We start from the raw sequence: 15,781 nt of genomic DNA, 5'->3' as shown, positions 1-15,781 counted from the left end.
GCAAAAATTGGCTCTCAAAAAGTCCGAAAAGATGCAGTCATTGCCGCAGACATCCTCCTGGGGGCTTCCCCCAGCTACTTCAGACCCTCTTGCCCGGAAAACTACGGGTACTGGCAGCAAAAGCAATTGGTTCTATGGACAGAAGCTTCAACTAACTGGCTGGAAGAACACGTAGGGAGTAACATTCTTCAAACCGCCCTGCACCTCGATGAAGCCACCCCTCACATCCACTGTCTCTGGGTGCCTATCAACAATGAGGGAAAACTCAGCTACAGAAGTACGGAGTTTGGAGGGACAAGAAGTGGCTTGAGCAAACTTCAAGACAGCTACGCCGCAGCCGTTGCCCACTTGGGCATCGAACGCGGCATCAAATTCTCCCCAGCACGGCATCAAAAAATCCGACAGTATTACACTGCTGTCAACTCCCAAGAAACTGTATTAGATTTAAACTTATGGCTTCCGGAACCAGAACCAGAAGAAACTGCCACCAATTACAGGTCTAAGTCAATTGCCTTGCTACAGACTGGTTCCGACGCCATCAACCAGATGCTTGCAGAACGCCAAAGAGCCGTAGCACAGCAGGAACTAGAACGTGAGAAAGCCATGATCGCTCAAAAATATAGGGAACAGGTAGAGCAAGAATTGGTTTCTGAAAAAGCTGCATTGATTGCAGAGCAAGAAAAAGTTTCTCTCGTCTCGCAGTTAGCCGGCTGCTGCTTCGTTCTGGCGAATTGTTTGCAGGCAGAGCTAAAAACCAACGAGGTCATAGGCTCAGAGTGGCAGTTCCGAGTTCAAAACGGCTGCATAGAAATCAAAAACCAACACGGGTTTAATTTACAAGCCTCACGCACGGATTTTACACGGTCGATCGCAAAACTTGCAAAGACCGAGTTGCAACAGTTGGCTGACTTCTCGGATTTGTTGCAAGCCACAGTGTACGATCGACTTGCAAAGCAGAAAAATGCGAACCTAGAACTCTAAGCCGAACCAAAGATGATCGCCGAACTCTAACCCAAGACGATCGCTGAACTCTAGCCCAAGACGATCGCCGAATTCTGATCCATGCCTAGTTGAAATTTCGCTCTGGCAACACCTGTTTCACACGCATCGTTCCTTCTATTTAGGCAAGCTCAAGTCTTAGGTTTTTAAGCCGAGCCGTGTTTCCCAATCTCGTCTCTAATTAGCTCTTGAGGTCGATCGCTAAAACGCACATCTGATCGTATTTCAATCTGGTTATCGCAAATTTTCTCATATATCGATATATGACTTACCAGATCGCTCTACAATCTTTAAATCATTTACTTTAATTTAACACCATGCAAATTAGACTGGCCGTCATCAGTAATGCTGGGGGCAGTGGCAAAACCACACTTTCAGTCCACCTCGCCTACGAACTGGGTTTGAGAGGTTTCCAGGTAGCCATCATGGATCTAGATCCCCAAGGCTCGCAGACCCTTTTTTGCGGGCTGATGCCACCAGAACCAGAACACACACTGTCCGCCGTGCTCCGAGACGGCTTTAATGGCTCTTGGCCCCTCACTCCTAGCTGGACTTCCCACACCAATAATGTAACAGTTTGTCAGGGTGGAATGACGTTGACACAAACAGCAGACGAGTTAGTTTTGCACAAACGTGGCGCTTACCTTCTGAGCGATTGCCTGACCGACTATCCCCTAGAACACGACCTGATAATCTTTGATTGCCCCGCCACGTTGGGCCCTTTGCCCCTAATGGCGCTAGCTGCCGCCACTCACATAGCAGTGCCAGTACAGTTAGAACCAAAATCCATTCAGGGCGCGGCTCACTTATTGGAATGGTACTACCATCATTGCAAGCACTTGCGCCTCAAGCCCCAGCCAGAAATTATCGGGTTTGTACCTAACCAATACGATGCAAAACGAGCCACCCACCGACAACTTTTAGAGTCTTTGCCAGCTCAATTAGAGCAGATGAATATCCGCACTTTCCCCGCGATTCGGGACAGTGCAGAATTTATCAACGCCAGCGGGCAGGGATTGCCTTTACACATTTATCGCCCCCTTCATCCTGCCTTGGGCGACTTCAAGGAAATTGTTAAGCACGTAGCCAGTTTGATGCCAAATAAAGTTACTTCAACAGACAGCCAAAAGACTAAAAAGAAGAAGTAGCAGGACTTACGCACAGGCTACATCCCAAGCCAACCAAAGCCGAAAAAACCGCCCAAGGTATACCAACCGTTTGGGCAGCACCAGACATTGATGATTGCTGAAACCTTTGATATGCAAACGTTTGACTTCTGAGTGTTGACTCTTGACTTTTGATATCAATTCCGGTTGTATCGGAATAATTAAACCGCAGAGAACGCAGAGGATAAAGAGAAAGGGAAGAGAGAGACGAATAATTCCGATGCCAACAGATTTGATATGACTCCTGACTCGTGACGAATGCTATAAATCTGGATTTGTCCCAGTGCCAACCCGATGGGGAAAGATAACGGTCGAACGCTTGGATGAAATGACGTAAAAGTTCGATCGAAAATTCTGAACACTGTCCCATGCCACAGCCAAACTCAATCGGGGCTGATGCTCAAACGGCTGGCAAATGAATAGAGATCAAATGAATTCCACAGAGCCCGCAACAGGCACATTATTACTGCGGGGACATTACTACTATGGGTAGTATAAAAATCGACTCATGTAGCGTAAGTCTTGAGCCTAGTTCCATTTTTGACTGTCAATTGCCTCTGTAAATAAAGCAAACTTTCTTTTGTTCACTCCCGATCAAAAATCTTAAATCATTATGGCCACCCGTAAAACTCCCGACTTGACCAGTTACTTTTCAGCAGCCAAGCAATCCATGCAGCTATCCGAGGCAGAGGAAGAAATCCAAAAATTAAGAACCGAAGTTGAAGAGCTGCGAAAGTCCGGTGCTGCCGAACTTGAAGCGCAGCTAGCTGCTCTGCGAGAGCAATTGCAAGTTGCAGGAGGGGTTCTCTCCGTTCCCCTCGACCAAATTCTACCCAACCCCGAACAGCCCAGGCAGACATTTTTGCCTTCTAGTATCGAATCAATGTCGCGCTCCCTTACTAGCGACGGGCAGCTAGAACCCATCATCTTAATTCAGCGGGGAGAGTTGGTAATCTTCGATGGAGAGCGACGCTGGCGTAGTGCTAAAAATCTGGGCTGGCCAGCCTTGGAAGCTGTGATTATTCCAGAGCCAGCATCTTTGCACCGCAAGGCGCTACTTACCTCTCTGCATAGAGAAGACCTCAACCCCCTAGACAAAGCTGAGGCGATTGTCCGCGAGTTAACTGCTTCTTCTGACTTAGAGCCTGCAAATATCCCCCGCATTCTCTCGACTGCTGTGCGACGGTTGAACGTGCAAAAGCGCATGAATTTGGTTTCTGAGTTGGTGAGGGCAACGCCTGAAGAACAACGACAAGGTTTGGAGGTTTTAGACTTAGATGAGCAAGAGCGAACTGTAATGGAAGGTTTACTCGATTTGCAACTCAATCCGGCTTCAATTGATGCCAATATTTTTCCCATGTTATCAATCGCGACGGATCTTAAACTAGCGATTCGGAGCGGGCTCAAAGGAGTTCACGCTATGGCTCTGTCTAAACTCTCTGCTAAGAATTTGGGGGTTTTACCTGAAGAGGCGGAGTCCATTCGAGTTAAGGCAACTAACCAAGTTTGTGCCGAGAAATTGTCGGCTGCTCAAACTCGTAAATTAGTGAAGGAAATTATCAGTTCTAATCTCGCTAAGTTTCCAGCGTCTACTCGGCAACTCAAGCAGGTTAAACTGGCTGCTGGGAATTTGAAGAAGCTGTCACCACAGGTATTGGAGGAGTCTGAAGTTGAGCAACTTGTGGAATTACAGGAGGTTTTGCGTCAGAAGTTAGCGGAAATTGAAGCTGTTTTGAAGCAAAATGCGATCGCCCAAAATTCTAAGTAAACTACTTCCACGCTCGTTGAAGGAGTATTTTTAGCTTTTCATACTACTTTCAACATAAAATAGTTGAGATTTTTAATCGTAACTCAACAACCACTTTCTACGATCAAGACTCACGCAAAAACCGCAAAATATACAAAAACTGCTTGGCAATATTATTAGTAGGGGAGATTATTTTAAATGGGTTCAGAAAATAGCCAGCCCCTCGAAAGCCGGATCAATGAAGATATTTATCGAGAAGTGAGCAAAATTATTAGTCAATTTCGGCTCTACCAGTGCGACGAAGCCGTTCAAGCTGTTGTAGAATGGTTAGAAACTAGAGATATAAAAGGAACAATCCTGAGAATTAAAACTAAATATGACGAGGAAGACTATATCCTAAGTCAGCGTTTAGAAAGTCAAGGGATAACAGAATCAATCACTCTTAACAGGCAGCATTATGGCATCGAAGTTCAAGGGTTAGTTTTCGATAATTTATCAGTTACAGGAATAACCCGCGAAGATTGGTTAAACGACTTTCAATCCATTAGCGGAGAATTCATTATTACAGAATTTGATAGTACAACTTTTAACCAAAACGAAGGTCAATCAAATGAGTCAACTCTATGACATCCTAGCAGAAATCAAAAATCAACCCACGAAATATTTAAGGCAAACTTCCCTGCCTCATCTGTTCATGTTTTTAAATGGCTACAAAATAGCAAAGCGAGATTTACGCATCTCAATCACTTCAGAAGAACAGGAGTTTTATCGAGACTTTCAACCTTGGATTCAGAAAAAATTAAAAGTCAAAACCGTTAACTCTTGGGCAAACATCATTCAACTTTTCTGCATCAATGATAGAGAAGCCTTCAATTACTTTTTTGAACTCCTTGCAGAATTTAACCAAGGAGAAAAACTCTCAGAGCCCACCTCCCTCAACGAATATGCCTGGAAAAATCCTCAAGCTACACCCTCAATTACGGCAGACAACAATTTTTATCAGCTTTTAGATAAAATCAAAAGTAGACCCGCCCTTTATCTCGGCAAGCGTTCTATCTTTAGTCTGCAAGCTTTTTTAGACGGTTACATTTGTGCCTGCCGCCAACTCGCAATTCCTGTTACTGAACAGGAACAAGAATTTGCCGAATTTCAAGACTGGATAGAAAAGCAATTTAACCAGCAATCTACTCAATCTTGGGCGCGAATTATCCTTTTTTATTCAGAAGATGAATCCCAAGCGCTTGATACATTTTTTCAGCTATTTGAAGATTTTTTACAGCGTGAATCCTCTGGGATGCTGACACAATCTCTCGCCACCAGCAGCCCCGAAAATGGTAATAAAAAGCAGCTAAATTCAATGCTTGAGAACTTATCCGAAGAAGCGCTTGCCCAACTTCGTGAATTTGCCGAATCTTTGCACCAACAAGAAAAAAGCCCTGTCTAACAATTTTCAAGGAAGTACAGATTAGGCTGGTGACATCTCCTACACCAACCCTAGCGGGTATGGAGTAGGCTTCTCAGACATTCGGAGAATGTGGAGAACTTCCTTAGAGGTATCATCAGTAATAGAACCAACTATCATGATGCCACCTTTACGGCGTTTTATAGTAGGGAACATATCCAGCCCTACTCTCAGGACGTTGATAGCGGCGTTCACGTCTCTATCAACCCAAAGTTTTAGATCCTCATCCCAATACTCACGAATGCTGCAATCGGTGAAAATCACTTCATCCCGATAGCTCAGGAGTTGAGACGTGTAAGCAGGATTCTTTGCAATCACGACGGCTCCAGCTTTTCCAGCTATGTGACCGAGCAGTTGAAAGAATTGACCAAACGCGGCATCAGACCAACTCAAATTGAGTCCTGATTTAGAAGCTTGCCCGTTTGGAATAAATGCCCCGGTTTTGTCTTGTTTTGGGGCGTTACGCTTTGAGAGACCTTTAAGATTCAGGTCTTCATAAAAGAAAACTTTCTTACCTGTTCTCACCAATTTGTGAGCGGTTTTGTATTGGAAGTCTTTACGGCATCTCGCAATCTTTTGATGCTGTTTACCTTCACGTTTTGCCAGCTTGCGACGTGCCTTAGATCCACGTTTACGTGCATTTCTTTTCTGTGAGATGCGAGTGAGCTTGTTTTGACTCTTTCGCAACACTTTGAGCGACGGCAGTTTGACCCCTTCAGATGTGGCTAGGTAATCATCCTCATGCAACACCGCATCCATTCCTAGCGAGTTCTCCCACGTTGGGATAATGTCGCTCTCGCAAACAGGTACGGACTCATCTTCTAAACGCAGATTCACAAACCAACCGTCATTTTTCTTGATGAATTGTAACTGCTTGAGAATTGCACCATCGGGTAAATGACGGGGAGAGCGAACCTTGATCAATCCAATCTTGGGGACTTTCACATACAGGTATTTGCCGCCCACAGAGCATGAATGCAGTTCAAGACCAGCACCTTCAATCACAAACGAACGAAAGCGGGATTGAGCCTTGAATCGGGGTCTACCGCTTCGTTTCCCAGCGCTGTCACCCGCGATGAATCGCTCAAACGATTTGTCAACCCGCTTACAGACTTCTTGTAATGTGTTTGCTGGAACTCGCGATAAGTCCAATTCTTCACCCGACCATTGCACGATGACAGGCTCTTTCTTGAGTCCTGGTAGATACTTTTTCTGGCTGTAATAGTTGGGCTTGTCTCGCAACTCAGGAAGCGCCGTCACCAGTGGGCAAGCGTCAACGGGTGAGCGATTCATCTCCCACCAATCGAATCTGTCCCCTAGCTGACGGTTGTACCAGTACTGGCAAATCCGCAACCAGAGATTTAACTCTAGCTTCTGTTCAGTTGTCGGAAGTGCTTTGTACTGGTAGGTGTATTTCATTCTACAATTGTAACTCATATTGCTTTACGGTGCAACGCATGAAGTATGACGATTCCATCAATATTCGACTACCAAAATCAGAGAAGAAAATGCTCGACGATTACTGCAAACGGGCGAAACGAAACAAAACGGACGTGATTCGGGAATTCATTCGTTCATTGCCTGAGAGATAGTTCATTGCGGCGCTGGCAGATTCCCGCGTCGAACATAATTCACCTACCGCACCGCAATGAACGCGGTATTCCTCTCAACACCTCCGAAGCGGTAGGTGTGAGGCTCTTACCTACTTAGCTGAGTGTGAGTCCAAAGGCTTTGTCACCTTGCCAATTGCCCAAGTTTATAGATATTCCGAAACCGACAGCATTCAGCATCAAACAGCAACTTAACCGTTCCCGTTCCGCTATTCCGTCCTTTCAACGCAATAATTTCAGCCGTTCCCCGATCGGGAGAATCAGGATTATAATAGTCGTCCCTGTAAACTCCAAGGACAACATCCGCATCCTGTTCAATTCCACCAGAGCCACGCAAATCCGATAAACTCGGACAGAAAGCAACAAAACAGGTACATCAACCTCCCGAGCCAAAATCTTCATCTGCCGCGTAATTTCGCTGATTTTATTGACAACATTTTCATCCGCCGAATTCACCATCAATTGCAAGTAATCAACAATTACCAAACCCAAGGGGCCGCGCTCACAAACAAACTCCCTAACTCTGGAACGAATCTCCAAAGGAGATGGTTCCAAACTTTCGTCTATCCAAAAATCAGCATCGCTAACTTTCCCTAAAGCCGAAGCTAGCACTTCGTACTTACCAGCTAGGTTAACTTTCCTGATATCTTTCACCGACACCCCACTCTCAAGTGCTATTAGTCGCGCTGCCAAGTCCCGACCTGGCATTTCCATCGAAAACATCAAAACTCGACCGTTCGTGGGAAGGGAAGCAATGTTGTAGCCAAGGGCACAAGCCAAAGCTGTTTTGCCGCTGCCGGGGCGACCTCCTATGACAATCAATTCACCTCGGTAAAATCCCCCTCCCAGTAGGTCGTCGAGGTCGTAAAACCCTGTGCTGATTCCAGGAAAGTAGTTAGCAGTCTTCAAGCGCTCTTCCTCAATTTCATCTAGATATCGCCAAAGCTCCCCGCAGTAGTCCGAGAGAGGCTGAATAGCTTTTTGTCGCTCTTCTTTGTACTTATTGAGGGCAAAAATCTTTTCCTCGGCTTTATTTAGTATCGCACCTAATTCGCTGGAAGTTTCGTAGCCAAGCTGTACGATGTCATTACCAGCTTTGATGAGTTCGCGCCGGACAAACTTGTCCACAACTAGCAAAGCATATTGGTCGATGTTGACGGCTGAAACAGTCCGGTCTACGAGCATTACCAGTTTGGTTAGACCTCCTACTACTTCCAGCAGGTTGTGGTTGTCGAGGAAGGTAGTGATGTTGATCAAATCTGTGGGCTGATCCTTAGAGTGCAGCGCTAAAGCGGCCCGATAAATATGTTGGTGAACTGTAATTGCCAATGCTTCGGGATGTAGAATATTTGCGACTCTTTTAATGGCAATTGGATCGATCAGAATTCCGCCTAAAACTGCTTCCTCTGCATCAATATTGCTCGGCATAATTTTGTCAACTAAACTGACTGCCATGTCTGGTATTCTCCTTTGATTTTGTTGCTAATTGAACTGTGGGAAAATGGCGTTGCTGATTTAAGGTATGAACAACTCAATGTGAAAAAATGAAGCAAGCGAGTCAGTCAATATAGCTGAATTTTCAAGTTATTCATTTTCATACCCTGATTAAGCAACGCCTCGAAAAAGTTGTGTAAAGGATTAAAAGCTGTCTAGATAGGTTGGATAATCACTGTTTTCACAACTAAGCTATGGCCCAATACGGTTTACTTAAGAAGAATCTGAGTTCCAAAAAATGTCTATATTGCCTAGAAAATCGTCAGATGAAATTCCTAAAAAAGCGTTAAGTAAACCGTATTGAGCTATGGCTTTTCTCAAAAAAGTGAGGTATACCCACGGAGTCTTATGCCCTATGCCCTATGCTCATGAGTACCTCATCTTTCTGCAATACTTCGGACAGTTTTAGATCTAATCGAGTATCTCAAACCCTTGATGGTTATAGGGATGACTATTTTTTCAATCTTTAAGTCTAGCCCTGAGTTTCAAAAAATCATTAAAAATTTCAGGGCTTACGCTGTAACGCTTACAGAGTCGTTAAAAAACTGTCCGAAGTATTGTTTCTGAACAAGGCTATAAATAGCTAAGTAGTAGACAATTTGCTCAAAATTTGTTTTGCTTGCTGAGGAAATCGCTGTATCCACTGCAAGTAAACTTGCTGCTGAATACCTAGCGATACGAAAGCTTCTTCGCCTAGTTTTTGGAACTGTTTGAATAACTTTTGGTGAGTTTTTAATGGCATATAGTGAGGGTCAATATAATCCTCAGTTATTCTTGTTGTATGTGCAGAAGGAGAATTTTTTGGAACTGGAGAGGAGCCTGTTGAAGCTGGAGACGAAACAACATTTGCTGGGTTCGAGTTTGGAAAACCGTTAGTTTGTTCCCACCAACGACCTCGCAAACAGTCAACGATCCATCCAGAAGGGTTAGATATTTGCTTTGTTTGGCTTCTGATTTGCAGCAGGTTTACGGCTGCTTGGATTTCCTCTAAGTTGTACTGCAAGACGCAAACTCTCAATTCGGGATTCATCCCTCCTGTGGCTTGCATAACTATTTCGACAATCTGAGTCGCATCGGGGTTGGTAATTGCAACCGCTTGAGAGTTAGCAATTGCATTAGGGTCGGCAATTTCAGTCGTTTCGGAATTGACAATTGCAACCACTTCGATAATTTCAGTTACATCAGGATTGGCAATTACAACCGCTTCAGAAGTGGAAATTGCAACCACTTCCACAATTTCAGTTGTTTCGGAGTTAGCAATCGCAACCGCTTCGACAATTTCAGTTACATCAGGGTCGGCAATTTCAGTTGCTTTGGAATTGGGCATTACAACTGGTTCGACAATTTTAGCGACTTCAGGATTAACAAAGGAAGATGTTTCGGGATTTAACTGGACAGCTTTGTTGGTTATTGTTGGTTCGGCGCCAGAGATTCTTTGATGGTCGAGGCTGTCGAGTTTTGTGGGTAGTTTTTGCGGGGGTTCAGAGGTCAAACCTGTTTGTTCAGAACTGCGAGATATTGTCACATCGTCGATCGCTTGAATTTTATCTGAATTAGTGTTCAGACATTCAGTCGTTGGGGCGGAACATTTATTCTCATCCAGAATTTCTAATTTTTCTTGTAAATTTTCATTTGATTGACTGGTTTTGGTCTGGACTTGAGTAGCAACTTTTGGTTCTACATTTTTTGGTTTTATATTTGCCTTTGCTAAATTTTCTTTTTCTTCAAAAAGATTTAAAAAAACAGCAGCAACATTTTCAGTGCTTTGCTGTCCTTTTTTATCCTTTGTAAAGAGTACGGCACTATCAGGGTTTGAACCCTCTGTTTGCTCAATTTTTGACTGTTGGCGTTGATTTTTTGATTGATTGCTCAGTTTTTGGAATTTTGGGTGGGTATGAATGAAGGGGCGAACTTCGCCCAGGTGCTGTACTGCTATGCGGAAAATGCCACGCCCATAGTTTTTAAGAATTTTGACCAAACCAAATTTTTCGAGCTGTTTGAGGGCTGCCCGCCTGGTGTTGGGGCTGTAGGGCTTGCCGTTGCGGACTGGGGTGGCTCGTTTTTCGCCCAAGGGGATGCAATGGATGTCGATTTCCTCTGGTTTGCCGCCGATACAGGTTCTGTACAGGTAAAGGGCGAGTTTGAGGGCGCTGGGAGTAGCGCCTTCGAGTATGTCGGCTAGAGCTTCGTAAACTGCTGCGTGTCTGGCGAGTGGCGGCTTGTGCCAGGTAGTTGTAGCTACAACCATTTTTTCCTCCGACGTAAAAAATGTAAAGGTCAGGAATTGTGCCAGTCGCAAGCCACACGAAAGAGACTGCTGTTAATTGGGCAGGGGGTATTGAGCGCTCTTCAGCCGCCTTCCACAGGAAGGCAGCATGGGTTCCGCAGCGCTGCATTTGCACGCTTATTGGGTGTGCGACTGTCTTTTCCATCTTGCCAGGTCGATCGTTGCGGTATCTGGCAGCGTATTTAGTCTTATCAGACTAATAAGAGTTGTTCTAAAAGCTGAAAACCATACGTAGTAAAACTTTCAAAAATGAAGTGTCGCGGCATTCTAGAGGTTTTGTCGCGGCATTCTAGAGGTTTTGTCGCGGCATTCTAGAGGTTTTGTTCTAACAGTTAAACCTATAGGTAGTATGAATTTGAGAGCGATTTTAAATACCTATTTTTTTTAGAACAAGTTTCAGAACAGTCCGAGCATTCTTCGCAGAAAAAAAAACCAGCCGGGAAAGGGTTGGTCTGTAGTGGCACCTTGATGAGAGCAAGTTGGATGAAGCCTATGGCGCTTCGTGTGAGAACCCCAGTCTTTCAAACTGGAGATGAAACGCAATCACAGTACGTCAATCTGAGATGATTAGTAGGTGCCAGATTCGTGATTCCACTTCTGGTGCAGGGGTTCGCTCTCCACGTTCCAGCATGGATACATAACGCTGCGACATCCCTAGCCAACCTGCTAATTGTGCCTGACTCCAACCTTTGGCTACCCTTGCTTCTTTTATCTCATTGCTTGTCAGTTTAGGCTTGGAAGATGCTTTCAGGCGCGGCTGAACCTGTTTGAGTTCAGCCCTGGTTGCCAGCATTTTGGAGATAGGTGCTGGCGGATGGATGGTGATTTTAGCTGCCAACAGCGTGTCAAAGTATCCTATTTTTTTTCGAGACTTGCTACCAGGTCTCAGCCACTCTGGGTAAGTGTCTTGGTCAAACTCGATCTGAAACCCTCGCTTGAGTTTCAGCAGCACTTCCAGGCTGCGATTCCAGTTATTCGTCAGCTTGTAAGTTTGTTTGCGGTCTGACCGAGCTAGATCGATTACCGTTTGGGGCAATAGCGCTTGTAGGAGTGTCTCCACTTTGTAAATGCCACTCGCGCGAGAATCGGCTTTCCATCGTCAGATGAAGTGCTAAGCGCAAAGCCATTTCATCATGGTAGGCGTCAATTTTGAGAATGTCCTGAGCTAAATAGCCAAACTGATACAAGGCTTCCTTGGCGAAGCAACCTGCTTTGTTCAAGAAGGCATGAGTCCAGAGTCCCGGTTGGACGGTGATGTAGACTTCATCAGGATCTTCTATTTTGCCCTCTAGATTCTGCTGACCTGTTAACTGAATTTGAACATTCCACATTCGCGAGGTGTCAACGCTGGCTCTAATTCCACCTTTTTTGTGTTTGCCTTCAATCCATATGGCTTTGATTGCTAAGCAACCTAGAGCATACGCAGTTTTAGCTATTTCATTCAGTTTTTGAGAGACTGGCAAGTCTGTGCGTTTGTCCCACCCCATTTCCTTGATTAAATCACTGCCTTCGAGAGTGAATAAGCTTTTCCACGGCTCTTCTTGTCTCATAATGTGAGCTGCAAAAATTAGGTGCAATTTGGCAGCAGTCAGCCCAAATTTGTTAATAATTTGCATTGCCTCGTCTAAAGGCAACAGCGTGATGTCGTCGGGGGTGGCAATGTAATGCTCGATGATGTTGTTGGGGTTGCCCTTGGCTCGGTGTTGGAAGTAGCCGACACCTGAAGGGTATTGCTGCCACAAATCTATTCTAAGTTGTGCGTGGAGGCTAGATACCATAGGAGGGGGCGTCGCAACAGGGGCGATCGGTATATTCGGGTACAGACGAGGTTCTGTAATGGGTTTGTCTGGGGTATCCCTAACTTCAGCCAGATTTTCTGAGCTGGTGCTGTCAATCATAATTTTAGTGAATAGTTAGAACCTAGTATTTTGCTCACTTTTTTTTTAAATTTTGAGATTTTCAAGTCGGCATAATGTCGTTTAGTTGCAGTTGTAAATTTGGAAATAGGTAAGAAGAAATCGGCTCAAACTAATGGAGGCGGATTGCGATCGGATAAATCGTCTTGTGCCGATTCCAGAGAAGCATCCATTATATTCCAATCAATGTCATCATCAGGAAAGAGCGATAATTGCCCAGGTGATACGTTGGATTGACCGCGATTATGATACGAAAGGTGACAGGCAGTACAAAGGGCTATTAAGTTTTCTGGGCGATTGTCTTCCGGTATTCGATTGCGGTGGTGCACCGTCAAAGTTAACTTTAAGCGTTCGGATTTGGTTAAGTCACTTTTTTTACCGGGTCGGAGGCATTGTTGGTGGCACTTAGTGCAGCGCCATCCCGCACTTTCTTTTATGGAAAGTGCAATCTCTTGCCAATTATCGGGGTATCTTCTGGGTTTTTTCATAATCGTAAAATCTTATTTTTTCATAGTATGGCAAGCTCTTTTGTTGTTATACTAATTCACTATGAAGCTGCACTCCATGGGAAGCCTAAAATCCTTTCCGGCAAAGGATCTATTCCATGCAGCTTCATAGAAAAATGGTATTAGCATATGTCTGCTAAAGAGTTCTTGTTGTCCAATAAGCTCCTGTACGATATACCAATACTTCGGACAGTTTTTTAACGATCCTGTAAGCCGATGGCGAGGAAGCCCTGCCATTTTTAACGCATTTTAGGAAACTTAGGGCGCTTACTTAAACCTTGAAAAAATAGCCCACTATCGCTCTTTAGTCACTTTCATGAGAGTAAATTCTCGAAGACACGACAGCAAAGGATCTCTTGCCAAATGCTCCCAACGCCAGCAAGGTGTTAGAAAATCGCTCCACAAAGCCATACCAGATTAGCATTATCAAATTCTGGTCAGATTTTTCCTTTCTTAGAGTGATGAAAGAGCGCTAAAGCACCCACGCTGTTGGTGGATGGCGACCTCAATCGCAGTGCTTTGGATTGGGCAGCGCGGGGTTCCTTGCCGTTCAAAGTAGTAGATCTGACGGATGACAACCCCGTTAAAACCCATACTAAGAATTGATTGTGCTATAGTAGCACACACAGGCATACCTTACCCAAAATAGGGTCGCTTACAGTATGCCTTTAAAGCACAGTAACGGCATACTCCGGTCAGCATCTTTTCCATCCCGAACCAGAGCCAATGGCAACCAAGAACATCAGAATTGTGGGCTATTTGCCGCCCGACTACCACCAAAAGTTACGCGACTACATGGTAGAGCAGTCTCTAACGGAAAGTGCCGCGCTCGCCAAAATCCTCAAGCAATTCTTTGAAGCAGTCCCAGCGCTCTCGGCCGAAGCGGTAGCTTCCGAAACCAGGGAAACTTTCGCCCAACTGCAAGCAGAAATTGCAGAATTGCAACAGCGAGTCGTAGCCTTAGAAACTGAAGCGGTTGCAGTTCAACGCCAACTCAGTAAAACTTCTTCCAAACACGTTTCAGCACGGCAGTCTCCAATGGTGCTGGGCCCGCTGAAAGCTGTCGATCTAGCAAAACGGTTGGGATTGAGTGCTTCTGCCGTCGAAATTGCTGCGGATGGTGGCAGCACTTCCTTTCAAGAATGGAGCAAACGGCGAGATCCGGCTTCTCGGGCGTGGCAGAAGCTGGGCGATCTCTTCCATCCCTTGAAAGATTAAGGTTTGCTACCGATACTTTTTCGTTAACGCACTGGGTTGAAGCGCTTCGCGCCCGCTCAAAAACCACCAGTTAAGAATTAGAAGCGGCTGGGTAGGACAACCCCGGAACACTGTACTTAATTAACGCTCTTCCGTCACTCTAATAAAGGAAAAATCTGACCAGAATTGGATAATGCTTATCTAGTATGGCTTTAAGAATCGATTATCAACCATAATTACCGACAGCGTTGTCTGGATAAACAACGATGGGCTGGCCGATGTCATGAATACCTATCGAGCATTAGGAGATTGCACGACTGCTTTTGAGCTTTTCAAATTAATGGTTGAAGATTCGGATCAGATAGATTGTCCTGTGCCGATTCCAGACAACCATCCATGATATCCCAATCCATCGCATCGTCGGGAAATAGCGATAACTGCCCGGGCGAGACGTTGGATTGACCTCGATTATGATACGACAGTGCGAATCGTTGGCTAGAAACTAAAGCCTGAAAGGGTTTGGAGGATTAGCCGCAAGGATTAGAACCTTGACAACTGAATGACCATGTAGGTGAGAAATAGTATCCTAGAACTCTCAAATCCTACCCCGCAGGTGCAGCGGTGAAAGCGTCACCCCTACGGTAGCGAATAGTCATCAATCCGTAAAGCGGGGTGAAAAGGTGTGATTACTGACAGCCTAAGTTGGTAAAGCATTGAGCAAAGTACCCATGAGTAAAGCCCCGGCTTGAAGATGCAACTGAATCGTCGTTACACAAAACCAGCGAAATAAGGCTTAATGCGTTGGAGCCAAAAGGCAAAGGATAAGGAGTTGGCAAGTTGTCTATTGACCAACAAGCACTTCCAATAAACCCGGCGAACAGCATCACTCTAAAGGTACACAGTATGGTCATTCGGAACGAGATAACCTCTCGTCTGCTCTCAGGTGGTCGAATACCTGAGTAGGTGCTAACTGTATGCAGCGAGTAGGAGAGATTAAGTCAGAAGCGAACGTCTGGGGTAATGCCCAGAATATGCAAACAGACTTACGATAATTTGGAAGATCAAGTCTCAAGTAGTGAGTATATATGTCTAATACACAGTCTAAAAAACTGATGGTGGAATGGCACAAAATTAACTGGCGCAAGCTAGAGCGTAATGTGTATAAGCTCCAGAAGAGAATTTATCAAGCCTCTATTCGTGGTGATGTAAAAGCATTTCGCAGACTCCAAAAGACGTTGATGAAGTCTTGGTCAGCAAGAGCCTTATCGGTTCGTAGAGTTACCCAGGATAACCAGGGAGTGCGACGTGAAGTCGTACATTAGGCGCATCTGCGCTGAATAACTGGAGAGCCGCCTCTCCCGGAGAACTCTCTCTCTCCGTCCCCACATAAAAGAGTG

At 45.1% G+C, this 15,781-nt stretch carries 12 protein-coding genes and 2 pseudogenes; 7 read left to right on the top strand and 7 right to left on the bottom strand.

Annotation, left to right across the window (positions count from 1 at the left end; translation table 11 throughout):
- The 5 genes from mobV to JGK36_RS32455 form a co-directional block, all read left to right on the top strand.
- The coding region (gene mobV, locus JGK36_RS32475) for a MobV family relaxase (RefSeq protein ID WP_293201323.1) at nt 1-981 on the top strand (981 nt) is incomplete at its 5' end.
- A 335-nt stretch (nt 982-1,316) separates the two neighbouring features.
- On the top strand, nt 1,317-2,147 hold the full coding sequence (locus JGK36_RS32470) for a ParA family protein (protein WP_293198871.1): 831 nt from the start codon (nt 1,317-1,319) through the stop codon (nt 2,145-2,147).
- Nucleotides 2,148-2,778: 631 nt separating this feature from the next.
- Entirely contained in the window at nt 2,779-3,933 is a 1,155-nt protein-coding gene (locus JGK36_RS32465; RefSeq protein ID WP_293198869.1) for a ParB/RepB/Spo0J family partition protein, read from the top strand.
- 177 nt (nt 3,934-4,110) lie between these two features.
- Nucleotides 4,111-4,539, top strand: a complete 429-nt coding sequence (locus JGK36_RS32460; RefSeq protein ID WP_293198867.1) for a papain fold toxin domain-containing protein — start codon at nt 4,111-4,113, stop codon at nt 4,537-4,539.
- Nucleotides 4,523-5,356 carry a hypothetical protein gene (locus JGK36_RS32455; RefSeq protein ID WP_293198865.1) on the top strand — a complete coding sequence of 278 codons (834 nt, stop codon included), beginning with the start codon at nt 4,523-4,525 and terminating at the stop codon, nt 5,354-5,356. The genes JGK36_RS32460 and JGK36_RS32455 overlap by 17 nt, the downstream gene beginning before the upstream one ends.
- A 39-nt stretch (nt 5,357-5,395) precedes the next feature.
- On the opposite strand, the gene JGK36_RS32450 is transcribed toward JGK36_RS32455, so the two are convergent.
- The 7 genes and pseudogenes from JGK36_RS32450 to JGK36_RS32420 form a co-directional block, all read right to left on the bottom strand.
- Nucleotides 5,396-6,793 (bottom strand): transposase, encoded by a 1,398-nt coding sequence (locus JGK36_RS32450; RefSeq protein ID WP_293198863.1) that lies wholly within the window; start codon nt 6,791-6,793, stop codon nt 5,396-5,398.
- A 315-nt stretch (nt 6,794-7,108) separates the two neighbouring features.
- Nucleotides 7,109-7,321, bottom strand: a complete 213-nt coding sequence (locus JGK36_RS32445; protein ID WP_293201321.1) for a DnaB-like helicase C-terminal domain-containing protein — start codon at nt 7,319-7,321, stop codon at nt 7,109-7,111.
- A gap of 77 nt (nt 7,322-7,398) precedes the next feature.
- Nucleotides 7,399-8,412, bottom strand: a pseudogene (locus JGK36_RS32440) (replicative DNA helicase); the annotation flags it as partial.
- A gap of 649 nt (nt 8,413-9,061) precedes the next feature.
- A complete protein-coding gene (locus JGK36_RS32435; RefSeq protein ID WP_293198859.1) occupies nt 9,062-10,726 on the bottom strand; it encodes a hypothetical protein in 1,665 nt (554 codons plus the stop codon).
- Between the two features lie 592 nt (nt 10,727-11,318).
- Nucleotides 11,319-11,801 carry a helix-turn-helix transcriptional regulator gene (locus JGK36_RS32430; RefSeq protein WP_293198858.1) on the bottom strand — a complete coding sequence of 161 codons (483 nt, stop codon included), beginning with the start codon at nt 11,799-11,801 and terminating at the stop codon, nt 11,319-11,321.
- Nucleotides 11,737-12,663 carry a hypothetical protein gene (locus tag JGK36_RS32425; RefSeq protein ID WP_293198857.1) on the bottom strand — a complete coding sequence of 309 codons (927 nt, stop codon included), beginning with the start codon at nt 12,661-12,663 and terminating at the stop codon, nt 11,737-11,739. Before JGK36_RS32425 ends, JGK36_RS32430 begins: the two co-directional genes overlap by 65 nt.
- 125 nt (nt 12,664-12,788) lie before the next feature.
- Nucleotides 12,789-13,169, bottom strand: a complete 381-nt coding sequence (locus JGK36_RS32420) for an HNH endonuclease (protein ID WP_293198856.1) — start codon at nt 13,167-13,169, stop codon at nt 12,789-12,791.
- Nucleotides 13,170-13,913: 744 nt separating this feature from the next.
- Here JGK36_RS32420 and JGK36_RS32415 point away from each other — a divergent pair.
- Together JGK36_RS32415 and JGK36_RS32410 are read left to right on the top strand one after the other, a co-directional pair.
- On the top strand, nt 13,914-14,405 hold the full coding sequence (locus JGK36_RS32415; RefSeq protein ID WP_293184795.1) for a hypothetical protein: 492 nt from the start codon (nt 13,914-13,916) through the stop codon (nt 14,403-14,405).
- Between the two features lie 1,064 nt (nt 14,406-15,469).
- Nucleotides 15,470-15,682: pseudogene (locus JGK36_RS32410) on the top strand (reverse transcriptase N-terminal domain-containing protein); the annotation flags it as partial.
- Nucleotides 15,683-15,781: the final 99 nt, after the last annotated feature.

Source organism: Microcoleus sp. PH2017_35_SFW_U_B, assembly GCF_020737865.1.
In the GTDB taxonomy this organism is placed as follows: Bacteria; Cyanobacteriota; Cyanobacteriia; order Cyanobacteriales; family Microcoleaceae; genus Microcoleus.
This window is presented reverse-complemented; position numbering and strand designations above follow the sequence as displayed.